Here is a 22987-nt window from a genome sequence, read left to right on the forward strand (position 1 = left end):
GTGCCGCTCCGGTCTCAGTAGGCTGGAACCGATGACCGCACTCGGGTATTCCCTCGATCCCGCGCGCGACGACTCGGGCGCCTGGCCGGCCCCGGTCGCCGCGGCACCCCTTCATGCGACGGTCACCGTGCCCGGATCGAAGTCGCTCACCGGGCGGGAGCTCGTCCTGGCGGCCCTCGCTGAGGCGCCGGGAACGCTCCGCGGCCCCCTGCACTCGGACGACTCGGCCCGCATGGTGGACGCGCTCTCGGCGCTCGGCGCGCACATCGAAGCGATCCCCGAGCCGGGCGCGTTCGGCCCGGACCTGCTCGTGGAGCCCACGTTCCCGCTCCAGGCCGCCGTCGTGGACTGCGGTCAGGCGGGCACCGTCATGCGTTTCGTGTCCGCACTCGCGGGACTCGCCGCGGGCGACGTCGAGATGACGGCGCATCCGAGCGCCCTGCACCGGCCGATGGGCGCCATGATCCACGCCCTCCGCGACCTCGGCATCGACGTGGACGACGGCGGCTCCTGGTCCCTCCCTTTCACGGTGCGCGGCCGCGGCCACATCCGCGGCGGCGAGGTCACGATCGACGCGAGCGCGTCGAGCCAGTTCGTCTCCGGGCTGCTGCTCGCGGCACCCCGCTTCGACACCGGGCTCCACCTCGTCCACGAGGGCGAGCGGCTTCCGAGCATGCCGCACATCGACATGACCGTGGAGGCGCTGGGCCGGCACGGCATCCACGTCGAGCGGCCGCGGGTGGGCGAATGGATCGTGCCGCCCGCGCCGATCCGCGCGAAGGAGGTCACGATCGAGCCCGACCTCTCCAACGCGGCCCCGTTCCTCGCGGCCGCGCTCGTGACCGGCGGCTCGGTGAGCGTGACCGGTTGGCCGGCGCACTCCACCCAGCCGGGCGCGCTGCTCGGCGACATCCTGTCCGAGATGGGCGCACGCGTGTCCCGGCGCCACGGCGCGCTCACGGTCACCGCCGAGGGCGGCATCCGCGGGGTCGACCTCGACCTCTCCGCCGCCGGCGAGCTCGCACCGACGATCGTCGCGCTCGCGGCGTTCGCCGACGCTCCTTCGCGCCTGCACGGGATCGGGCACATCCGCGGGCACGAGACCGACCGCATCGCGGCGCTCGTGGCGGAGCTGCGGGGGCTCGGCGGCGAGGCGGAGGAGTTCGAGGACGGCATCCGGATCATCCCGCGCCCCCTCCACGGCGGGCTGTGGCACGCGTACCACGACCACCGGATGGCGACGACCGGCGCGCTCGTCGGGCTCGCCGTTCCCGGCGTGGAGATCGACGACATCGGCACGACCGCGAAGACCCTGCCCGAGTTCCCGGAGCTCTGGCGCCGGATGCTCGACGTCGCGCCGGGGGGCGCCGCGGCGTGAGCTGGTTCGGGAGCGACGACGACGACGAACCCGAGTTCGACGAGTCGGACGTGCGGGTCCGCCCCAACCCGAAGGCGAACCGGCCCCGCACGAAGCGGCGTCCCGCGCACGACGACGCCATCTCGGGCCTCGTACTGAGCGTCGATCGGGGCCGATACGCGGTCCTGGTGGACGAGGACGGCGGCGACGAGCACGAGATCGTGACCTCACGGGCGCGCGAGCTGCGCACCAACGCGATCGTGACGGGCGACCGCGTCCGGGTCGTCGGCGACACGTCCGGCGCGGAGGGCACGCTCGGGCGCATCGTCGCGATCGAGGATCGTTCGACGCTCCTGCGCCGCAGCGCGGACGACACCGACAAGGTCGAGCGTGTCATCGTCGCGAACGCCGACCAGATGGTCGTCGTCGTCGCGGCCGCCGACCCCGAGCCGCGGCAGCGGCTCGTCGACCGGTACCTCGTCGCGGCGCTGGATGCCGGCATCCGTCCGATGCTGGTCGTGACCAAGCGGGATCTCGCCGATCCGTCCGAATTCCTCTCGCACTTCGCCGGCCTCGACCTGGAGGTGTTCACGAGCGGGCGCGACGACGTGCCGCTGGAGCGGATCGGGGCGGAGCTCGTGGGCCACACGACGGTGTTCGTCGGCCACTCCGGCGTGGGGAAGTCGACGCTCATCAACGCGCTCGTGCCGGACGCCGGGCGGGCGACGGGGCACGTCAACGAGGTGACCGGTCGCGGTCGCCACACCTCGTCGTCGACCGTGTCGCTGCGCTACCGCGAGGCGGGCGGATCCGGGTGGGTCATCGACACCCCCGGCGTGCGGTCGTTCGGCCTGGGTCACGTCGACCCGACCCACATCCTCGACGCCTTCACCGACCTCGCGGAACTCGCCGAGGAGTGCCCGCGCGGCTGCACGCACCTGCCCGACGCCCCGGACTGCGCGATCGTCGAGGCGGTGGCCGAGGGCCGGCTCGGCGACCGCGGCCCGGCCCGCCTGGACTCCCTGCAGCGCCTGCTCACGACCTTTAGGCTGAGTCCGTGACGCATCTCGAACCCGGCATGACCGCTCCCGACTTCACGCTCACCGATCAGGACGGCGCCGAGGTGTCGCTCAGCGACTACCGCGGGCGTCGCGTCATCCTCTACTTCTACCCCGCGGCCATGACGCCGGGCTGCACGACGCAGGCGTGCGATTTCCGCGACAGCCTCTCCTCGCTGCAGGGCGCCGGATACAGCGTGCTCGGGATCAGCCGCGACACCCCCGCGAAGCTGCGCACGTTCCGCGAGCACGACGGACTCACGTTCCCGCTGCTCAGCGACCCCGATCACGCGGTCCACCTCGCCTACGACGCGTGGGGCGAGAAGAAGAACTACGGCAAGACGATCGAGGGCGTCCTCCGCTCCACGTTCGTCCTCGACGAGGACGGCGTGGTCGTGCAGGCGCTCTACAACGTGAAGGCGACGGGCCACGTCGCGCGCCTGCGGACGCTCCTGGGCGTCGACGCCTGATCCGACCTCGCGGCGCGGTCAGTCGGTCGGGCGCGGCGGGCGGGGCGTCCGCCAGATGACGAGGACCAGCAGGACGAGGCCGACGATCGCGACCAGCGCGATCCACAGGCCGGTCAACGGCTCCGCGTAGGCGCCCGTGAAGGCACCGATCGCGACCGCGAGGATGAGGAGCTGGGCCACGACGCCGCCCGATCTGCCCCACGAGCTGCCGCGCCCGATCGCGACGCCGAAGGCGATCAGGCCGGCGGCCGCCACGGCCGTGAGGACCGCGAGCGCGAGCGCGCTCGTCAGCGAATCGGTGTCACCGCCGAGCATCGCGACGACCTGCCAGCCCGTGAGGAACACGAGGCCGATGCCCTCGAGGAGGACGAGCAGCGCGGCGAGCCGGGTCAGAATCGTCGTCGACATGAATCTCCTGATCGCAGAAAGCGCACGACACAACGTGCGAAACCCTTGATCCGTCCTTCACACTGTGAAACGATTGACGGCGTTGTGTGCTCCCACAGCGGCGTGGGGCGAGCTACGAGCTCGCACACCACACAGAGTAGCGGACCAAGATCCGGGCTCTGCACCACACAGACTCCCCCCTTCCTGTTTGTCACAAGGAGCACTACATGGATTGGCGCGACAAAGCGGCCTGCCTTACGGTCGACCCCGAGCTGTTCTTCCCGGTGGGGAACACGGGGCCGGCGGTCGACCAGATCGACAAGGCGAAGTCCGTGTGCGCGCGCTGCACCGTGACGGAGATCTGCCTCCAGTACGCGCTCGAGAGCGGACAGGACTCGGGTGTCTGGGGTGGCCTGTCCGAGGACGAGCGCCGGGCGCTCAAGCGCCGCGCCGCCCGCGCGCGCCGCGCCTCCTGAGCCGCTAGACGACCTCGTCGCGCTCGATGTAGCGCATCGGGATGTCGATCGTGACCTCCGTGCCGCTGCCCACCAGCGTGTGCCAGTCGATCGTGCCGCCCAGTTCGCCCTCGATGAGGGTGCGGACGATCTGCGTGCCCAGCCCGCGGCCCACCTGACCCTCCGGCAGCCCCACACCGGTGTCGCGCACGCGCACCTCGAGCTGCTCGGCCGTGCGCTCCGCAGAGATGACGACGTCACCCTCACGGCCGGCCAGGCCGTGCTCGACCGCGTTCGTCACGAGCTCGGTCAGCGCCAGCGAGAGCGGCGTCGCGTACTCGCTCGGGAGCGTGCCGAACGCCCCGGTCGTCCGCGTACGCGCCTGCGTGGACGGCGCCGCGGCGACCTCCGCGATGAGCTTCATGACCCGCGCGAAGACGTCGTCGAAGTCGACGCTCTGCGCCAGCCCCTCCGACAGCGTGTCGTGCACGACCGCGATCGCGGTGACGCGGCGCATGGCCTGGGTCAGCGCATCCCGCGCCTCGTCGGAGTGCGTGCGCCGCGCCTGGATCCGCAGCAGCGAGGCGACGGTCTGCAGGTTGTTCTTGACGCGATGGTGGATCTCGCGGATCGTCGCGTCCTTCGTGAGGAGCTCCTGGTCGCGGTGGCGGAGCTCGGTCACGTCGCGGCACAGCACGATCGCGCCGATGCGCGTGCCGTGGTCGCGCAGCGGGATCGCGCGCAGCGACACGGTCACCCCGCGCGCCTCGACGTCGGTGCGCCACGGTGACCGGCCGGTCACGACGAGCGGCAGCGACTCGTCGAACTGCCGCTTCGAGGGGAGGATCTGGGTCGTCACCTCGACGAGCGACTCGCCCTCGAGCTCGTCGTCGAAGCCCATCCGGTTGAACGCGGAGAGCGCGTTGGGGCTCGCGAACGTGGTGATGCCGTCGACGTCCAGCCGGATGAGGCCGTCGGACGCGCGGGGCGCGCCGCGACGCGGGGCCGTGGGGGCGGACGGGTCTGGGAAGTCGGACGAGGCGATCATCCCGAACAGGTCATCGGCGCAGTCGTTGAACGTGATCTGCTGACGCGACGGCGTCCGGGTCTCGCCGAGGTTCGTGTGCCGGGTGAGCACCGCGATCGCGCGGGGCTCCTCCCCCGCCCGCGGGGCGGTGCGGACGATCGGGACCGCGCGGACCCGCGTGGGGGTCTCCTCGAACCAGTCGGGCGAGGCGGAGTCCACGATGCGCCCGGAGACGTACGCCTCGCGCACCTGCATCCGCCACTGCGGACGCACGTGCTCGCCGACGATGTCGCGATAGAAGAGCGTCGCGGCGCTGCCGGGCCGGGTGTGGGAGACCGCGACGAACGAGTCGTCCGCCGTCGGAGCCCAGATCACGATGTCGGCGAGGGCCAGGTCGGCGAGCAGCTGGCCGTCGCCGGCGAGTCGATGGAGCCACTCGACGTCGGCCTCATCCGCGAGTCCCTGCGAGTAGACCAGATCCGAGAGCGTCGACACGCACCCAGCCTAGGACGCGCCCGCCCTGCCGATTGCAAGGGGCGAGCGCGCGCGGCCGCGTCCGGTGCGCTGCGCCCGCCGGCCGCCGGGCGCCGCGGCGGCCGGCGGCAGCAGGGCCTCGCCGACGAAGCGGCGCACGGACTGGGTCAGAGCCGAGCGCGGCGAGCCCAGGGCGACCGGCCGGGATGCGAGCCGGCTCGCGTCGGCGGCGCGACGGTCGTCGGGCACGAACCACACGTCGCGCACGCCGGCGAAGCGCTCGACGGTCCGACGCACCTGGCCGCGCGCGTCGATCCCGACCGCGGCCGGACGCACGCGGTTCGCGATCGCGAACACCGGCACGGCGCCGACGACGGCGCGCAGCTCGGGGGCCGCGCGGACGAACCGGGCGACGCCGAGCGGATCCGCCGCGAACACCGCGACGACGGCATCCGCCGCCTGCAGCGCCGCGATCGTCGCCGCGTTCCGGCGCGGACCGCCGTCGAGGTCGCTCACGATCTCCTCGTCGCGCTCGAGCGGGGCGGCGACGTCGACGACCGTGTGGTCCGCCCAGCCGCGGCACGCGGCGAGCGCGGCCGCGACACGGCGCTCGGAGAGCTCCGGCCAGCGCCCCGGCCGGTTGATGCCGGTGAGCACCTCGACGCCGGGCGCGCCGGGAACCGGCTCCGCGATGCGCGTGAGCTCGGCGACGTCGAGCAGGCCGCGGTCGGCCTGGCGGCACGCCGCCGCGAAGCCGGGACCTTCCTCCGCCAGCCCGAGGAGCAGCGCCAGGGAGGGAGCGTGGCTGTCGGCGTCGACGAGGCCGGTGCGGCGGCCTCCGCGCGCGAGCTCCACGGCCAGCTCGATCGCGATCGTCGAGCGCCCGGGAGCGCCGGCCGGACCCCAGACGGCGAGGACGCCGCGGGCGGATGCCGAGCTTCGGGCCCGCTCGAACGACGGCGCGGGCGCGCTCAGCGCGCGGATCACGGCATCCGCGTCGACGTCGAGCGGGAGGGCCTCCGGGAGCCCGAACGCGGCGGCGACCCGGCGGCCGGACTCGTCGCCGCACAGCGGCACGATGCGCGCGCCCACCCGGTCGCAGAGCGCGACGACGTCCGCGTCGAGACTCGACCGCGTGACCTCGAGGACGAGCGCGTCCGCGCCGTCGAGCAGGGCCTCGGGGAGAGCCTCGGGCGGGACGACGGCGCGCACGCCGACCCCGGCGCGCCCGAGCGCTGCGGCGAGCGCCTCGCCGTTCGCGCCCACCGCGACGACGACGGACCTCACCGGGAGCCTCCGGCGACCGGAAGGACGGACATCGACGAGCCGGTCGCGACGGCCTCGAGGACGTCCGGCGCCGCCGCGCGCGGGATGACGAGCTCGATCGCGGTCGTGCCGCCGCGGATCATGCCCGTCTCCTCCGAGACCGCGGCGACGACGGCATCCGCGACGAGGATCCGCGGGGCGGCGACGGCCGTTCCCTCGGCCGGCGGTGCGGCCCACACCTCGACCGTGGTGCCGCCGACGACGGATGCCGGGACGTCCGCCGCACTCCGGACGACCACGCGCGTCACCTCGGTCTCCGCGGCGTCCGCGAGCGCGTCGGCCGGCACGAGCTCGCCGGCCACGACCGTCCGCGTCGCGACACGCCCCGTAGCGGTCGCCGCGGCGGAGAGATAGGCCGAGGAGGCCGCACCGAGGGCGACGTCCACGATGCGCAGATCGCCGGCGGCGACCTCGTGGCCCGGGACGAGCGTGCGTGAGGCGACGAGGACCGGCGTCGTCTGCCGGGCCGCGGCCACGACGAGCCACACGCCGGAGACGGACACGAGGATCAGCACGATGCCGAGGAGGAACCGCACGTCTGCCCACAGCGGGCGGGCACGACGCGCGGACGTCGGGAGGGCCGTCATGACCGACATCCTCACCGAGAACCGGAATCGGGCGCGGCGTTTATCCACAGCGCGCGTCATCCACCAGGGGTGACGTCGCGGGGGCGGATAATCGACTCATGCCCGAATCCCCTGCATCCGGCATGCGTATGCTCGCGCCTGCCGCCGTGGCCGAGGTGCTCGGCGTGTCGGCGGACGAGGTCGTCGCCCTCGTCCTCGACGGCCGGCTGCGCGGCGCGCGCGTCGGCGCGCCCCCGCAGTGGCGGATCGAGGAGGAGTCCGTGACGGAGTACCTCGACGATCAGGCCGAAGAGGCGCGGCGGATCGCGCTCTGGCACCAGTCGAACGCGGCGAGCTTCCCGGAACTGTGGGGACGGGGCACGGTCCGGAACCCGGACTGACCGTCAGACCGGGCGCTCGTCGACGCGGATCGCGACGATCGCCGCGAACGGCACGATCGCGAAGCCGGACACCTCCTCCGCACGCCGGGGAGCGTCGCCCGGGTGCAGCGCGAGGTCCAGGTGATCGGCGCCGGCGCGGTCGATCGTGCCCGTGACCTCGCGATCGCGGTCGAGGCGGACGAGCACGGGGAGCCGTCGGCGCGCGACCGCGCGGAGCACGAAGCCGAGCCCCATGCGCTCCGCGACCGACCGGCGCGCCGCCGCGGCATCCGCCCGCGTCGAGAGCAGGAGGTCGGGCAGTGGCAGACGGATGCCGCGGATCGCGGCGAGCGGGACGAGCAGGTGCGAGCCGCGGGGCCCCTCCATTCCCGCCCAGTCCGCGCCGACCGCCCACAGCCGCCCCTGGGCCGGTTCGCCGGAGACGAGGTCGAGGCCGATTGGCAGCTCCCCGACGAGCGCGGACAGCCGGTCGCGCAGCGTCAGCCGCGAGATGCGGACCCGCTCGGCCTCGGAGTCGAGCGCCGCGCGCTCGGCCTCCCATTCGGCGTCGAGCTGGTGCTCCAGGTCTTCGAAGAAGCGGTCGCCGTGCACCCCGCCGACGCTAGAGCAGGTCCGTGACACGACGATGAGACTTTCCACATTGTCGCGCCGGGCGCTTCCGACGTGACATGACACGTGCTCTACTGGGGCCACTCCGATCCCCCCTCCTGGAGCCCCACATGACCGCGCGCCCCCGTGCCTACACGCCACCGCCCCCGCCCCGGGCGCGGCCCGACGACGTCGATCCGTTCGACCGGCAGCGGACCGCGTCCCGCGACCTGCCCGACCCGGAACCCCTGGTCCGGAACCTCACGTGCGGCGTGCTGGAGGTTCTCGCCGGCGTCCGCGAGGTCGACCAGCTCGCGCGGTGGCTCGCGGAGGATGCCTACCGCGTGCTCCTGACCCGGGCGAACCTGGCGACGCGGGCGCGCAGCGCGCGCGGCGTCCCCGCGGCGCGTCCCGTGCACACCGTGCTGTCGACGCGGGTGACCTCCCCTGCCGACTCGGTCGTCGAGGCGGTCGTGGTGGTGGCCGGCCCCGCGCGCACGCGAGCCGTCGCCATCCGGCTGGAGGGCTGGGACCGGCGCTGGCGCGCGACCTCCCTCGCCCTCCTCTGACCCCGCGCCCGCCCTCACCCCGCCCCACCCACGTGAGAACGCGAGGTGGCGCAGCCCGGAGGGCGGAGCCCCGGAGGAGGTTACTGGCGGTAGGTGGAGAGGAAGTTGCCCATCCGCTCGATCGCGTCGGTCAACACGCGGGTCTCGGGGAGCGTCACGATCCGCAGGTGGTCGTGCGTCGGCCAATTGAACCCGGTGCCGCCCACGAGCAGGACGTGCTCGGCCATCAGGAGGTCGTAGACGAACTTCTCGTCGTCGTGGATCTCGTATACGTCCGGGTCGAGCCGCGGGAACGCGTACAGCGCACCGCGCGGGCGCACGCACGAGACCCCCGGGATCGCCTCGAGCGCCTCCCACGCGGCATCCCGCTGCTCGTGCAGACGACCGGGCGGCGCGATGAGCGCGTCGATCGACTGGATGCCCGACAGGGCGGCCTGCACGGCATGCTGAGCGGGCACGTTGGGGCACAGGCGCGTCGAGGCGAGCAGGGTGATCCCCTCGAGGAAGCCGCGGGCGTGGTCCTTCGGGCCGGTGATCACGAGCCATCCGGAACGGTAACCGGCGACCCGGTACGTCTTGGACAGGCCGTTGAACGTGAGGCACAGGAGATCGGGCGCGATCGTCGCCATCGGGATGTGCTCGGCACCGTCGAAGAGGATGCGGTCGTAGATCTCGTCCGACAGGAGCAGGAGCGAGTGCTCGCGCGCGATCGCCGCGATCCCCTCCAGCACGTGACGCGAGTAGACCGCACCCGTCGGATTGTTCGGGTTGATGATGACGATCGCCTTCGTGCGCGGCGTGATCTTCTCGCGGATGTCCTCGAGGTCGGGCTCCCACCCGGCTTCCTCGTCGCAGAGGTAGTGCACCGGCGTTCCGCCGCCGAGGCTCGTCATCGCGGTCCACAGCGGGTAGTCGGGCGCCGGGATCAGCACCTCGTCGCCTTCGTCGAGGAGCGCCTGCATCACCATCGTGATGAGCTCGGACACCCCGTTGCCGAGGAACACGTCGTCCGGGTCGACCTCGGGAAAGCCCGGGACCTCCTCGTAGCGGTACACGACGGCGCGGCGCGCTGACAGGATGCCGCGGCTCTCGCTGTAGCCGTGCGCGTGCGGGATCGCCGCGATCATGTCGCGCACGATCTGGAACGGCGCCTCGAACCCGAACGCGGCGGGGTTACCCGTGTTGAGCTTCAGGATCGAGTGGCCCTCGGCCTCCAGGCGGTCGGCCTCGGCCAGCGCAGCGCCCCGAATCTCGTACAGGACGTTCTTCAGCTTGCTGGACTGGTCGAGGGAGCGCATCCGCCCAGGATAGCTCCGCTCGCCAGGAGCCCGCCCGGGGGCCTACTTCTTCTTGTCGGCGGCGCGGCGCTGCGCGCGGTTCTGCGGCGCGGCCGCCGGACCGTCGACGCGCTGCCCGAAGGCGCCGCGCGCGGCGGGCTGGCGGGGCTGCTCGGGCGCCTGCTGCGGGGGCTGGCCTTGCGCGGCCGCCTGCTGCGCCGCGGCCTGCTGCGCCGCCTGACGCAGGCGGTCCGTCGCGCCCTGCTGCACCTGACCGCGCTCGTTGCGCACCTCGACCTCGCCGGCATCGTTCGCCGCCGAGTACTCGAGCTGACGCCCGGCCGCCTGCTCGATCCCGAGCCCCTTGGCCTCGATCTCCGTGTGCTCGCCGTCGGGGCGGCGCACCTCGACCTCGAGATTGTAGAGGAAGCCGGCCGACTCCTCCTTGATGGAGCCCATCATCGACTGGAACATCTGGAAGCCCTCGCGCTGGTACTCGATCAGCGGATCGCGCTGGGCCATCGCGCGCAGGCCGATGCCGTCCTTGAGGTAGTCCATCTCGTAGAGGTGGTCGCGCCAGCGGCGGTCGAGCACCTGCAGCACGACCCGGCGCTCGAGCTCGCGGACCGCGGCATCGCCGAGGGTCTCCTCGCGCGTCTCGTACGCGACCTTGGCGTCGGAACGGAGTTCGCGCTTGAGGCCCTCCGGCGTGACACGACCCCTCGTGCCCGCCTCGGCGACGACCTCGTCGATCGTCACACTCACGGGATAGACCGTCTTGAGCTCGGCCCACAGGGCGTCGAAGTCCCAGCTCTCGGTGTGGCCACTGCCGGTGTGGTCCTCGATGATCGCGTCGATCGCATCCTCGATGAAGTGCTGGACGCGGTCGGCGATGTCGTCGCCCTCGAGGATGTGGCGGCGGTCGGCGTAGATCGCCTCGCGCTGGCGGCTGAGGACGTCGTCGTACTTGAGGACGTTCTTGCGCACCTCGGCGTTGCGCGCCTCCACCTGCGTCTGCGCACTCTTGATGGCGCGCGAGACCATGCCCGATTCGATCGCGACATCGTCGGGGAAGTTCGTGCGGGACAGGATCGCCTCGGCGGCACCGGACTGGAACAGGCGCATGAGGTCGTCGGTCAGCGACAGGTAGAAGCGGCTCTCGCCCGGGTCGCCCTGACGGCCGGAGCGACCGCGCAGCTGGTTGTCGATGCGGCGCGACTCGTGTCGCTCGGTGCCGAGGACGTACAGGCCGCCCGTCTCGACGACCTTCGCGGCCTCGGCCGCGACGCGGTCGCGCGTGCCCTCGTACACGGCATCCCACTCGGCCTCATACGCCTCCGGCGTCTCGACCGGATCGAGGCCCTTCTCCTTCAGCTCCTGCACGGCGAGGAACTCGGCGTTGCCCCCGAGCATGATGTCCGTGCCACGGCCGGCCATGTTGGTCGCGACCGTGACGGCGCCGAGCCGCCCGGCGCGCGCGACGATCTCCGCCTCGCGCGCGTGGTTCTTGGCGTTGAGGACCTCGTGCTTGATGCCCTTCTTCGCCAGCATCCGCGAGAGGTACTCGCTCTTCTCGACGCTCACGGTGCCGACGAGGACCGGCTGGCCGTTGGCATGCCGCTCGGCGATGTCCTCGACGACCTGCTCGAACTTCGCCGGCTCGTTCTTGTAGACGAGGTCGGACTGGTCCTTGCGGATCATCGGCTTGTTGGTCGGGATCGGGACGACGCCGAGCTTGTACGTCGACATGAACTCGGCCGCCTCGGTCTCGGCGGTACCGGTCATGCCGGCGAGCTTTTCGTAGAGGCGGAAGTAGTTCTGGAGCGTGACCGTCGCGAGGGTCTGGTTCTCGGCCTTGACCGGGACGTTCTCCTTGGCCTCGATCGCCTGGTGGACGCCCTCGTTGTAGCGGCGGCCGACGAGGATGCGGCCCGTGTGCTCGTCGACGATCATGACCTCGTCGTTCATGACGACGTAGTCGGCATCCCGCTTGAACAGCGCGCGCGCCTTGATCGAGTTGTTGAGGAAGGAGATGAGCGGCGTGTTCGCCGACTCGTAGAGGTTGTCGATGCCGAGGTAGTCCTCGACCTTCTCGATGCCGGGCTCGAGAACGCCGACCGTGCGCTTCTTCTCGTCGACCTCGAAGTCGACACCCTCCTCGAGCGTGTTCGCGATCTTCGCGAACTCGGTGAACCAGCGGTTCGCCTCGCCCGAGGCGGGGCCCGAGATGATGAGGGGGGTGCGGGCCTCGTCGATGAGGATCGAGTCGACCTCGTCGACGATCGCGAAGAAGTGGCCACGCTGGACGAGGTCCTCCTTGCGCCACGCCATGTTGTCGCGCAGGTAGTCGAAGCCGAACTCGTTGTTCGTGCCGTACGTGATGTCGGCGTTGTACTGCTCGCGGCGGACGTCGGGGGTCTGGCCCGAGATGATCGTGCCCGTCGTCATCCCCAGTGCGCGGAACACGCGACCCATGAGGTCGGCCTGGTAGGACGCGAGGAAGTCGTTCACCGTGACGACGTGGACGCCCTCGCCCGCGATCGCGTTGAGATAGGCCGGCAGCGTGGCCACGAGGGTCTTGCCCTCACCGGTCTTCATCTCGGCGATGTTGCCGAGGTGCAGGGCAGCGCCGCCCATGATCTGCACGTCGTAGTGGCGCTGGCCGAGCGTGCGCTTGGCGGCCTCGCGGACGGCCGCGAACGCCTCCGGCATGAGCTTGTCGAGGGTCTCGCCCGCCTCGTAGCGCGCCCGGAACTCCGCCGTCTCGCCCCGCAGCTCCTCGTCCGTGAGGTGCGAGTACTCGTCCTCGAGGGCATTGACCGCCTTCGCGACCTGCTGGAGGCGCCGCAGCAGACGGCCCTCGCCGGCGCGGAGCAGTTTCTCGAGCGGATTGGCCATGGAGCATCTCCATCTTTCGGGCGGCGCGGAGGCGCGTGACGCCGGCGCGGACGCCGGACATGACCCGCCCATGTTATCCGCCCGTGACCTCGGCGGGGCTGGGTGCGGTCTGGTGAGCGCGGGTGCGTCCTACACAATGCATTCTCGGTATGCATATACTGAGCAAACACATACCCAGCATGCAAAGGGGGGACGGATGTCAGTGCGACAGAGCCTGCTGGCGATCCTCGACCAAGGGTCGTGCTACGGCTATCAGCTGAGGGCAGAGTTCGATCGCCGTACGGGATCCACGTGGCCCCTCAACGTCGGCCAGATCTACAACACTCTCGACCGACTCGAGCGCGACGGCCTGGTGACGAAGGGGGACACCGACGCCCAGGGGCACGTCTACTGGGAGATCACGGATGCCGGGAGCGCGGAGGTACGCGCGTGGCTCGCCGCCCCCGTGGAGCGCACGACGGCGACGCGCGACGAACTCGCGGTGAAGCTGGCGATAGCGGCCACCCTGCCCGGGGTGGATGTCACCGACGTCATCCGCGCGCAACGGCGCGCGACGCTGGCACATCTCCAGGAGCTCGGCCGCACGCGGCCGGCCGATCCCGAAGGTCCCGAGGAACTCGCCTGGTCGCTCGTCGTCGACGCGCTGGTCTTCCACGCCGAGGCGGAGGTGCGCTGGCTCGATCACGTCGAGCAGCGCCTCGCGCAGTACCCTCGCCACACGATCGAGCTCGCGACCGACCGTCCTCGGCGCGGCCGACCGGCGCGGACCGTCCGATGAGCGAGGTGGTCCTCCGCCTCGTCGGCGTCAGCAGGCAGTACGGTTCCGGCGAGACCGCCGTCACGGCGCTGTCGGGCATCGACCTCGAGGTGGCGCGCGGCGAGCTCGTCGCCGTCATGGGCGCGTCCGGATCGGGGAAGTCCACGCTCCTCGCGATCGCCGGCGGCCTGGCCGCCCCCACCTCGGGCGAGGTCGTCGTCGAGGGCGAATTCCTGAGCGGGCTCTCGTCCTCCCGTCTGGCCGCCCTGCGACGGCGGTCACTCGGCTTCGTCTTCCAGGACTTCAACCTGATCCCGACGCTCACGGCACTCGAGAACATCACGCTGCCGCTCGAGCTCGACGGCTTCGGCGCCCGCGTCGCACGTCGCGCCGGCCGGGACGCACTGGCTTCCGTGGGGCTCGACGACCGCCGGGGCGCGTATCCGGACGAGCTCTCTGGGGGTCAGCAGCAGCGCGTCGCGATCGCGCGAGCCGTGGTCGGCTCCCGCCGGCTCATCCTCGCGGACGAGCCGACCGGGGCTCTCGACACCACGACCGGGGATCAGGTGCTACGGATGCTGCGCTCGCGCGTCGACGCGGGGGCGGCGGCGATCCTCGTCACGCATGAGGCCCGCCATGCATCGTGGGCCGACCGCATCCTCTCCCTCCGCGACGGCCGCATCGTCGACGAGACCCGTCGGGACGGCCCCGACGTCCTCCTTGCCGGGGCACGGGCGTGAGGGCGCGGCGCGCGGGCTGGCCGGCTCTGCGGGTCACGGGGCGGCTCGCCTGGCGCAGCGTCGCACGCTCCCGAGGGTCGAGCGCACTCGTCGTGCTGCTCGTGGCGCTCCCGGTCGCGGGTCTCGCCGGCGCCGCGATCTTCGGGGAGAGCCACCGCGCGACCCCGGAGCAGGCCGCGACGCTGCAACTCGGGCGTGCGCAATCGTGGATCGAGTCGACCGGAATACGCCCCGCCCCCGAGCAGGCCGTGGACGATCCACGGTACAGCCGGGGCTTCGCAGGCAGGCCTCCAGCCGAGGCGCTGGCGCCGCCGACCGGACCGCCTGCGATGATCCCCGCCGGATCCGCTCCGCTCACGCTCACGGAGACCACCGCCGTGATCGACACCGCAGGCGGCCGAGGCCGCGTCGACGTCACGGTCGGGGACGCGTGGGATCCGCTCGTCGAGGGACGCTATGTACCGATCGCGGGGGAAACGCCCCACGGACCGGCCGAAGCGATGGTCAGCCCAGGGCTCCTCACGCGGCTCGGGGCCGGCATCGGCGACACCGTCACCCTGAGCGAGTCGGGCGCGACCTTCACGATCACCGGGACCCTGCGGCGAGCGGACCAGCAGGAGTCGGAGGAAAGGCTGTTCCTCCCCAACGGCGCGGCGAGCCTGCCGGAACCCACTGGAGCGTCCGCGCGCTGGTACCTCGCCGACTGGCAGCCGACGGCGACACAGCTGCGCGAGCTCAACGACGCGGGGTACGTCGCCTACGCGCACGATCTCGCGACGGCGCCTCCGCCCGGTGCGTTCGTCAGCGGCGGCGACGCGAGCGCGCAGTGGAGCATGCTGGTGATCGGCGCGGTCGTGGCCGTGTTCAGCGGGTACCTGGTCGTGCTCCTGGCCGGCGCGGCCCTCGCCGTCAGCGCCCGGCGCCAGCAACGCGCTCTCGCGGTCGCGTCGAGCGTGGGCGCCGCCCGGCGCGATGTCTTCCGTGTGGTCCTGCTGCAGGGGGCGTTCCTGGGCGCCCTCGGCGCGGCCGGCGGGCTCCTCCTCGGTGCCGGTGGCGCCGCGATCGCGCTCGCGGCCACCGACCGCGGGGCCGTGAGCACCTTCTGGGGCAACTGGGGCTTCCGCCTACCCGCCGCCCTGATCGCCGCGATCGCGGTCTTCGCGCTCCTGATCGGCACGCTCGCCGCGGTCGCACCCGCACGCTCGGCGACGCGCGGCGATCCGCTCTGGGCGCTGCGCGGTGCCCGCCGACCCGCGCGGCTGAATGCACGACGCCCGGTCGGGGGGCTCGTGCTCGTGCTCGGCAGCGTGGGGCTCACCGTGGCGAGCGGGCTGACGATCGCCGCGATGGTCCCGCAGGGACCGTCCGAGACGATCGAGCCCCTGCGGATCGCCGCGCTGATCGCCCTCGTCCTCGGTCCGGTCGTGTTCCAGGTCGGAGTGATCCTCGCCGGCCACTGGATCTTCGTGGTCCTGTCGCGGCCGATCGCGCGCCTGGGGCACGGCGCGCGGCTCGCGAGCCGGGACGCTGCAGCCGCGCCCTCACGCGTGGTCCCCGCCTTCGCTGCGATCGCGGCGACCGTGTTCGCAGCGTCCTTCGTCCTCTCGGTCATCGCCCTGAACGCCGCGTCCGCGGTGCGGGCGTATGCGTATTCCGCCCCGGAGCAGAGCCTCCTCGCCCGCGTCGTCGCGGGCGAGGAATCCAGCCAGGACACTCTGCTCGCTTCCGCGCATGCTCTGCTCGAGGGCACGGAACCGGCGCCGGCCGGGATGGCGGTCCTCGGCTCTCCCCGCCCGCCCCTCTACGACCGGACGACCCATGAGCCGGTCGACCCCGACGCGTCGGAGTTCTTCGTCGCACGGAACCACGATCCACGGTGCCCCTCGTGCGCCTGGCAGGAGGACCGCGGAGCGCAGCTCACGATCGTCGCTCCGGAAGATCTCGAGACCGTGCTCGGGGTCTCTCTGAGGCCGGAGACACTGGCGGCCTACCGCGGCGGTGCGGCGGTCGCCGCGTCCCCCGACCTCGTGCACGACGGGATGATCACGGTGACCCGATTCCGGGCGGCCGACGAGGCGCGACCCGGCACAGACACTCCCCCTGCGGCGGAACAAAGGATCCTGCTGCCGGCGATCGAGCTGGACCGGAGGATGGTGTGGGGCGCGATCGTCGCCCCGGCCACCGCGGACGGGCTCGGCATCGCGACCGCGCCGGCCACGATCGTCGCCCGCTACGACGCTCTCCCGCCGCAGGCAGAGCTGGACAGGCTGACGGCCGAGACGGAACGCCGGAACGGCGGGGACGTGTCGGTCTCGCGCATCTTCGTCGCGTCCGAGCGCGGTCCCGCCACCGGAGACCCCTGGCTCGCCGCGGTCCTCGCCGTCACGACGGTGCTGGTGGTCGGGGCGAGCGCCATCTCGCTCGGGCTGTCCCGCTTCGAACGTCGACCGGACGACGCGACGCTCGCCGCGGTCGGCGCCGGACGGCTGCTGCGCCGTGGCGTGAACGCGTGGCAGGCCCTGCTCATCGCGGGGATCGGCACGATCGTGGGGACGGTGGCGGGGCAGATCCCGGTCTGGGGACTCTCGCGGTCGATCGCGACGTTCGATCTTGGCGACACCCCCTTGCTCTGGCTTGCCCTGCTCGCCCTCGTGCTGCCCGCCCTGATCGCCGCCATCTCGTGGCTCGTTCCGCCCCGTCGCGCCGACGTCACCCGTCGCACGGCGATCACTTGACGAAGAGAGGCCGCTCACTCAAGAGACGACGCCCGCTCGTCCCCTTGCACTCGCAACGGAGCGCCCGCGGCGCGGACGGCCGCGGGCGCTCGCGTGACTGCTGGTTAGGACGCGAGCTCGGCGGGGGCCGCCTGGGCCGCGAGGGAGATGACGCCGTAGTCCCAGCCCTTGCGGCGGTAGACCACGCTGGGGCTGTCGGTCCGCGCGTCGATGAAGAGGAAGAAGTCGTGGCCGACGAGCTCCATCCGGTCGACGGCGTCCTCGACCGTCATCCACTCCGCGCCGAAGCGCTTCACGCGGATGACGACCGGCGTGTACGCCTCGTCCTCCGCGCCTTCGCCGACGACGGAGATCTCGCCGGTCGCGACGCGACGGATGATGTCGGCGGACGCGGGCTCGAGATCGATCCCCTCCAGGGCGCCGCTGCCCTTGTCGTAGGTGGCGCCGCGAGGATGATTGCGGGCGTCGACCCGCTTGTCCTTCGCACGGCGCAGCTGTTCGGCGAGCTTGTCGACCGCCAGGTCGAGGGCGGTGAACTTGTCTGCGTCGACGGCCTCCGCGCGGACGACCGGCCCGCGTCCGGTGAGCGTGAGCTCGACCGTCGAGTCCTCCATGTGGCCGTTGTGATAGGCGCGATGGGTGACTTTGACGTCGATCCGCTGGGCGCGAGGCGCCAGCGTGTCGATCCGGAGGACTTTCTCCTCCACCACGGACCGGAAGCGATCGCTGATGCTCACTCCGACGCCCACGATGTTGGTCTCCATGTGACCTCCTTGTTCCGGTCCGCCCGGCCAAGGGCGGACGATCCCGCCTAGTAGCCCCCCACAGTAGCTCTCCCTCCGCGGCCTGTCACGGATTGTTTCGTGGAGCGGACGACTCTCCCAGGCGGCGTGGAGTCGCGGCCACGACGGCCGCCCCGAGGACCTCGGCGCCGGCCTCTCGGAGCGTCCGCGCAGCCTCGTCGAGCGTCGCGCCGGTGGTCGCCACATCGTCGGTCAGGAGGACACGGATGCCGGCAGCCGGTCGCCCGCGGAAGGCCCCCGCGACGTTCACCCGGCGCGCTTCGCGGCCGAGCCGGCGCTGGTCCGACGCGCGGCGATCGGGCAGCAGCAGGCGATCGACCGGGAGCCCGGCGCGCTGGGTGAGGAGCTCGACGACGGCGTAGCCGCGCCGCCGCATCGCGGCGCGCGAGGACGGGATCGGCACGATCGCATCGGCCCGACCCGCAGCGTCCGCCGCCGCGGCCAGGGCGGGCGCGAGGGTGCGGGCGAGGCCCGTGCGCCCGTCCTCCTTGAGCGCGCGCACCACCCGCGCGACGACCCCGTCGAACACGAGCCCCGCGTGCACCACGAGCCCGGAGTCCAGCCGGCGCGGGACCACGGTCGGCACGAGGACCGCGCGGCAGGCCTCGCACAGCTCCGTGTCGGGCTCCCCGCACCCCGCGCACTCGACCGGCAGCACGAACGCGAGCGCGTCGGCCGCCGCGCGGCGGATCGTCCCGGTGAGCCCCATCCCGGCATCCTGCCCCCGCGGCCCACCGCGCACGGGCTGCCCGCACCACCCTGTGCACTCCTCGACCGCACGGCCGCCTGGGGAGGCGCCGCACCGCAGGCACGCGGCACCCCCACCCGCGGCACGCGCTACCGTTTCCCGCTCGCGCTACGCGTGTTTCCGTAGCGCGAGCGAGGAAGAGTAGCGCGACACCAATGGGGCGAGCGGGCGGGGGTTCGGCTAGGAGACGCGGCCCTGGAGGGTGGCGAGCACGCGGATGCCGGAGCCGGCCTGCTGCCAGTTCGTGACGCGCTTGAGGTAGAGGTTGCCGCTGGAGTCGGTCACGCGCACGACGCTCTGGCCCGCGCCCGCGATCGCGGTGACCGGGGCGGGCACGCTGCTCGTGGTCGCGATCCCGCCGACCGGCTGCTCCAGGACCGTGGAGTCGGTGTCGCCCGCGGCGACCACGCCGATCGTGGTGTCGTCGATCCAGCCGAGGGCGACCCCGTTGCCCACGAGTGTCACGAGCTCCTGCACCGGCCCGATGCTCGTGGGGCGCCCGCTCTCGTCGCGGATGATGCCCGCGACGCGGACGGAGGACCGCCCGGCCACCACCACGAGGGCGGCGACCCGCGCACCGTCGCGTGAGACCTGCATCGCCACGATGCGAACCGCCGACGGCCAGGCGGCCCCGATGTCGGTGTGCGTCCCGTCCGGTGCGGTCGCCACGACCGCGGCCGGCTTCGAGGACGGCACGGTCCAGATGAAACCGTTCGGGTCGCTCGTCGGGTCGATGAGGTCGGGCCGGTTGTCGACCGTGACCGGAGCCCCGCCGGAGGGGATCCGCTGCACGGAGCCGTCGCCGAGCCGCACGGCGGCGAACGAGCCGTCCCAGCCGAGCTGGATGCTGTGCACGTCGAGCGGCTGGATCGCCGGGCTGAATCCGGGCAGGGGGTCGATCTGGTCGCCGCTCAGGAATCCGAAGTTCTGGTCGGTCTTGACGAGGGCGCGCGGATCCACCGTCGTCGAGTCGGTCGGCACCGGGGTCGCGCTCAGGGTCGCACCCCCGGCCGTCATGCGGACGTCCGAGATGCTCGCCGTCGCGAGGCTCTGATCGAGCTGGGTCTGCATGCGGTCGAGGGTCGACGTGGGAAGCGAGAGCGCGGCGGCCCCGATCTCGACCTGGGCGACGCCGTCCACGACCGGCACGGCAGCACGCGCGTTCACGTCGTCGGGGAACGCCGTCACCACGGAACGCGCGAGCCACGGACTCGGGTCGCCGTTGACGAGCGCGTTGACGATGCGCGTCGGAGCGTTCACCGAGGGATACCAGCGCACGTCCGGCACGAGATGCCGCCATGCGGGGTCGAAGTACATGAGCGAGTACGAGCGGTACACGCGCGGGAACGTGTCGGAGTCGAGCACGATGCCGTCCGGCGCCTTCGTGATGCGCCACTCCCCGTCGGACTGCTTCGCGAGCTGGAACGACAGCTGCGTCGGGCCCACGTCGACGTCGGAGTACGCGCCGTTCCCGTCGACGAGCGCGAGCGGCGTGAGGCCGACCGAGACCGCGGCATCCGTCCCGGACGTGTCGCCGACCGCCCCCAGAGTGCGGTCGGGCAGCGAGTCGACCGTCACGCCCGCGTTCGGCTGCCAGGAGTCGTGGATGTCCGGCGCGAGGTAGAGGCGCGCGATCGCCCAGTTGTCGCTCGGCCCCGAGCCGGCCCGCAGGAAGCCGTCGACGATCTGCTCGGGGGTCGCGCCCGGCTGCGGCCGGTCCGGGAGGAACGCAATCGGGAGGGTGTCCTGATCGTCGGTCTCGCGGAGCCCCGGGCCGACCGGCCCGCTCGTCGGCATGCCGGTGCACGCCGTGAGCGCCAGCGCGAGGAGCAGCGGGATCACGGCGAGCGCGTGCCAGCGGCGCATCATGAGGCACCCCCGCCGTTCTCGGTCACGACCGAGATGGGCTGCGTGTGGACGAGGATGTCGCCCGGCCCGCCCTCGCCGGGGTCCGCCGACAGCGGCGACGGACCCGCGAGTGCCCCCTCGCCCCGGGGCAGCGTCAGCACGAAGTTCGCCCCGCGGCCCGGCTCCGACCACACCGTGAGCGTGCCACCGTGGAGCCGCGCGTCGGTGAGCGCGATCGAGAGCCCGAGGCCGGTCCCGCCGATCGTGCGGGCGCGGGCCGGGTCCGCCCGCCAGAAGCGGTCGAAGACGCGCTCCACGTGCTCGGGCGCGAGGCCGGGCCCGTGGTCGCGCACCCCGATCGCGACGGCATCCTGGTTGCTGTCGACCGTGACCACGACCGGACGCCCCTCGCTGTGCTCGATCGCGTTGCCGAGGAGGTTGCGCACGATGCGCCGCACGCGGCGCGGATCCATGTCGACCGGGCTGTAACCCCCGGGAGCGACGAGCCGGATGTCCACGCCGTGCCGCTCGGCGAGCTGGCGCATCGAGGCGATCACGTCCTCCGTGAGGTGCGCGAGGCTCGTGGGCTCCCGCTCGAGCTGGATCGAGCCGGCGTCGTACCGGCTGATCTCCAGCAGGTCGATCAGCAGCAGCTCGAACCGCTCCACCTGGGCGTGCAGCAGCTCCGCGGCACGCGCGGTCGACGGGTCGAAGTCGTCGCGGCGGTCGTTGAGCATGTCCGCGGCCAGCCGGATCGTCGTGAGCGGCGTGCGCAGCTCGTGCGAGACGTCCGACACGAACCGCTGCTGGACGAGCGAGAGGTCGGCGAGCTCCTTGATCTGCGACTGGATGCTGTCCGCCATCGCGTTGAACGACCGGCTGAGACTCGCGAGCTCGTCGTCGCCGTGCACGTGCACGCGCACCGCGAGATCGCCGGCCGCCAGCTTGGCGCTCGTCTCCGCGGTCTCGCGGATCGGCACGGTGACCGAGCGCAGGACGAACCACGCGATCGCCCCGACGAGGAGGACCAGCACGCAGCCGACGATCCACAGCGTCACCTGCACGAACTGCAAGGTCTGCGACGCGGTGGAGAGGTCGTACGCGAAGTAGAGCTCGTAATCGCCGGCGGACGGCACGGTGAGCCGGTGCCCCACGATGATGCCGGCCGCCGTGCTGCCGTCCGGCATCGTGAGGGCGGCCGACTGCCACCACTGGTTCTGGGCGTCGCTCGTCTGCACGCGCGTGCGCAGCTCGGGCGAGATGTCCGACTCGCTGAGCCCGACCGTGAAGCCCTGCGGCGCGAGCGTCGACGCCGACGTCTGGGTGCGCAGCACGGCGTACATGTCGGTCCCCGCGGGCTGCGCGAGCGTTGTCACGAGGCTGTTCATGACATTGCGCAGCAGGATGCTCTCGCCCTGCGTCTCCGCGGCGTCGAGCGTGGTCTGCGCGACCTGCGTGGCCCGCTGCGCGGAGAGGAGCGCCTGCTCTTTCCGCGAGTCGAAGAGGTCGTTCTGGATCGCGAGCGCGGTCCAGATCCCCGCGACGAGGATCGCGAGCGCCACGAGCGCGACCGTGATCAGGACCGTGCGGAACCGGAGCGACCGCTGCCAGAGCGCCAGCAGCGCACGCGGCAGATCGCGCACGCGCATGCCGGCGAAGATGCGCGGACGGGTCGCGGCATCGGGGACCGTACGGACGGCGACCATGGCGCCTGCTACACGGCGGCGCCGGCGCGGTATCCGACGCCGCGCACCGTCGTCACGATCTTGGGGTTGTCGGGATCGAGCTCCACCTTCGCCCGCAGCCGCTGCACGTGGACGTTCACGAGCCGCGTGTCCGCCTTGTAGTGGTAGCCCCACACCTGCTCGAGGAGCATCTCGCGCGAGAACACCTGCTGCGGCTTGGCCGCGAGGGCGGCGAGGAGCTCGAACTCGAGTGGGGTCAGCGCGATCACGTCGTCGGCACGGCGCACCTCGTGCGCAGCGACATCCACCGTGACGTCGCCGATCCGGAGCGTCTCGACGCCCTGCGCCGTGAGCGGACGGAGGCGGGTGCGGATGCGGGCGACGAGCTCCTTCGGATTGAAGGGCTTGACGATGTAGTCGTCGGCGCCGGACTCGAGGCCTTTGACGACGTCGGCCGTGTCGGTGCGCGCGGTGAGCATGATGATGGGCACGCCCGACTCGGCGCGCACGAGGCGGCAGACCTCGATGCCGTCGAGCCCCGGCAGCATGAGGTCGAGAAGGATGAGGTCCGGACGCTCGCGGTGCCACGCGTCGACGGCGCGGGCGCCGTCCGCGCAGAACACCGTGTCGAATCCCTCGGTGCGCAGGACGATCCCGATCATCTCCGCGAGCGCCGTGTCGTCGTCGACGACGAGGATGCGTGAGGTCATGAAACGCGGCCGTCCTTTTGCGTCAGGCACGGCGAGGGCCCCGGGCATGGCCTGCCGCTTCACAGAAGAGTAGCCCACAGGGGCTGAGGGGGCGCCGAGCCACGGCCC

At 72.4% G+C, this 22987-nt stretch carries 21 protein-coding genes; 9 read left to right on the forward strand and 12 right to left on the reverse strand.

Annotated elements, in window-relative coordinates; genetic code table 11:
* Window positions 1-31: 31 nt before the first annotated feature.
* From aroA to bcp, 3 genes are read left to right on the forward strand one after another with little or no spacing between them, the layout of a single operon-like run.
* Window positions 32-1378 carry a 3-phosphoshikimate 1-carboxyvinyltransferase gene (gene aroA, locus ABCS02_RS09460; protein WP_345835384.1) on the forward strand — a complete coding sequence of 449 codons (1347 nt, stop codon included), beginning with the start codon at window positions 32-34 and terminating at the stop codon, window positions 1376-1378.
* The gene (rsgA, locus tag ABCS02_RS09465; RefSeq protein WP_345835385.1) at window positions 1375-2418 is read left to right on the forward strand and encodes a ribosome small subunit-dependent GTPase A; all 1044 of its coding nucleotides are present in this window, start codon (window positions 1375-1377) and stop codon (window positions 2416-2418) included. Before aroA ends, rsgA begins: the two co-directional genes overlap by 4 nt.
* Complete coding sequence (bcp, locus tag ABCS02_RS09470) at window positions 2415-2885, forward strand: thioredoxin-dependent thiol peroxidase (protein WP_345835386.1); 471 nt, start codon at window positions 2415-2417, stop codon at window positions 2883-2885. Before rsgA ends, bcp begins: the two co-directional genes overlap by 4 nt.
* Before the next feature lie 18 nt (window positions 2886-2903).
* Here bcp and ABCS02_RS09475 read toward each other — a convergent pair whose 3' ends face one another.
* Window positions 2904-3293 carry a histidine kinase gene (locus tag ABCS02_RS09475; RefSeq protein ID WP_345835387.1) on the reverse strand — a complete coding sequence of 130 codons (390 nt, stop codon included), beginning with the start codon at window positions 3291-3293 and terminating at the stop codon, window positions 2904-2906.
* Window positions 3294-3499: 206 nt separating this feature from the next.
* Here ABCS02_RS09475 and ABCS02_RS09480 point away from each other — a divergent pair, with 206 nt between their 5' ends.
* Window positions 3500-3748, forward strand: a complete 249-nt coding sequence (locus tag ABCS02_RS09480) for a WhiB family transcriptional regulator (RefSeq protein ID WP_345835388.1) — start codon at window positions 3500-3502, stop codon at window positions 3746-3748.
* Between the two features lie 4 nt (window positions 3749-3752).
* Here ABCS02_RS09480 and ABCS02_RS09485 read toward each other — a convergent pair whose 3' ends face one another.
* The 3 genes from ABCS02_RS09485 to ABCS02_RS09495 are packed head-to-tail and all read right to left on the reverse strand — an operon-like array spanning window position 3753 to window position 7141.
* Complete coding sequence (locus tag ABCS02_RS09485; RefSeq protein WP_345835389.1) at window positions 3753-5249, reverse strand: histidine kinase N-terminal domain-containing protein; 1497 nt, start codon at window positions 5247-5249, stop codon at window positions 3753-3755.
* A gap of 9 nt (window positions 5250-5258) precedes the next feature.
* Window positions 5259-6515 (reverse strand): P-loop NTPase, encoded by a 1257-nt coding sequence (locus ABCS02_RS09490; protein WP_345835390.1) that lies wholly within the window; start codon window positions 6513-6515, stop codon window positions 5259-5261.
* Entirely contained in the window at window positions 6512-7141 is a 630-nt protein-coding gene (locus ABCS02_RS09495; RefSeq protein ID WP_345835391.1) for an SAF domain-containing protein, read from the reverse strand. Before ABCS02_RS09495 ends, ABCS02_RS09490 begins: the two co-directional genes overlap by 4 nt.
* Before the next feature lie 98 nt (window positions 7142-7239).
* Between ABCS02_RS09495 and ABCS02_RS09500 the strand changes: the two genes are divergently transcribed.
* Window positions 7240-7521: a helix-turn-helix domain-containing protein gene (locus ABCS02_RS09500; RefSeq protein ID WP_345835392.1), complete on the forward strand. Its 282-nt coding sequence runs from the start codon at window positions 7240-7242 to the stop codon at window positions 7519-7521.
* Between the two features lie 3 nt (window positions 7522-7524).
* On the opposite strand, the gene ABCS02_RS09505 is transcribed toward ABCS02_RS09500, so the two are convergent.
* A complete protein-coding gene (locus ABCS02_RS09505) occupies window positions 7525-8112 on the reverse strand; it encodes a hypothetical protein (RefSeq protein WP_345835393.1) in 588 nt (195 codons plus the stop codon).
* Between the two features lie 128 nt (window positions 8113-8240).
* On the opposite strand from ABCS02_RS09505, the gene ABCS02_RS09510 reads away from it, so the two are divergent.
* Window positions 8241-8678 (forward strand): Rv3235 family protein, encoded by a 438-nt coding sequence (locus tag ABCS02_RS09510; protein ID WP_345835394.1) that lies wholly within the window; start codon window positions 8241-8243, stop codon window positions 8676-8678.
* 80 nt (window positions 8679-8758) lie between these two features.
* Here the strand turns inward: ABCS02_RS09510 and ABCS02_RS09515 are convergent, their stop codons facing one another.
* Window positions 8759-9976: a pyridoxal phosphate-dependent aminotransferase gene (locus ABCS02_RS09515; protein ID WP_345835395.1), complete on the reverse strand. Its 1218-nt coding sequence runs from the start codon at window positions 9974-9976 to the stop codon at window positions 8759-8761.
* A 42-nt stretch (window positions 9977-10018) separates the two neighbouring features.
* Entirely contained in the window at window positions 10019-12853 is a 2835-nt protein-coding gene (secA, locus tag ABCS02_RS09520; protein WP_345835396.1) for a preprotein translocase subunit SecA, read from the reverse strand.
* A 196-nt stretch (window positions 12854-13049) separates the two neighbouring features.
* Here secA and ABCS02_RS09525 point away from each other — a divergent pair, with 196 nt between their 5' ends.
* From ABCS02_RS09525 to ABCS02_RS09535, 3 genes are read left to right on the forward strand one after another with little or no spacing between them, the layout of a single operon-like run.
* A complete protein-coding gene (locus ABCS02_RS09525) occupies window positions 13050-13631 on the forward strand; it encodes a PadR family transcriptional regulator (protein WP_345835397.1) in 582 nt (193 codons plus the stop codon).
* Window positions 13628-14350, forward strand: coding sequence for an ABC transporter ATP-binding protein (locus ABCS02_RS09530; RefSeq protein WP_345835398.1), 723 nt, complete (start codon window positions 13628-13630; stop codon window positions 14348-14350). Before ABCS02_RS09525 ends, ABCS02_RS09530 begins: the two co-directional genes overlap by 4 nt.
* Window positions 14347-17085 (forward strand): FtsX-like permease family protein, encoded by a 2739-nt coding sequence (locus tag ABCS02_RS09535; protein WP_345835399.1) that lies wholly within the window; start codon window positions 14347-14349, stop codon window positions 17083-17085. Before ABCS02_RS09530 ends, ABCS02_RS09535 begins: the two co-directional genes overlap by 4 nt.
* A gap of 104 nt (window positions 17086-17189) precedes the next feature.
* Here the strand turns inward: ABCS02_RS09535 and raiA are convergent, their stop codons facing one another.
* From raiA to mtrA, 5 genes are all read right to left on the reverse strand, one after another.
* Complete coding sequence (gene raiA / locus ABCS02_RS09540) at window positions 17190-17849, reverse strand: ribosome-associated translation inhibitor RaiA (protein WP_345835400.1); 660 nt, start codon at window positions 17847-17849, stop codon at window positions 17190-17192.
* A gap of 85 nt (window positions 17850-17934) precedes the next feature.
* On the reverse strand, window positions 17935-18597 hold the full coding sequence (locus ABCS02_RS09545) for a phosphoribosyltransferase family protein (RefSeq protein ID WP_345835401.1): 663 nt from the start codon (window positions 18595-18597) through the stop codon (window positions 17935-17937).
* A 219-nt stretch (window positions 18598-18816) separates the two neighbouring features.
* The gene (locus tag ABCS02_RS09550) at window positions 18817-20505 is read right to left on the reverse strand and encodes an LpqB family beta-propeller domain-containing protein (RefSeq protein WP_345835402.1); all 1689 of its coding nucleotides are present in this window, start codon (window positions 20503-20505) and stop codon (window positions 18817-18819) included.
* Window positions 20502-22133, reverse strand: coding sequence for an MtrAB system histidine kinase MtrB (gene mtrB, locus ABCS02_RS09555; protein WP_345836321.1), 1632 nt, complete (start codon window positions 22131-22133; stop codon window positions 20502-20504). Before mtrB ends, ABCS02_RS09550 begins: the two co-directional genes overlap by 4 nt.
* Before the next feature lie 65 nt (window positions 22134-22198).
* Entirely contained in the window at window positions 22199-22879 is a 681-nt protein-coding gene (mtrA, locus tag ABCS02_RS09560; RefSeq protein ID WP_345835403.1) for an MtrAB system response regulator MtrA, read from the reverse strand.
* Between the last annotated feature and the right edge of the window lie 108 nt (window positions 22880-22987).

It is taken from the genome of Microbacterium sp. X-17, from assembly GCF_039615055.1.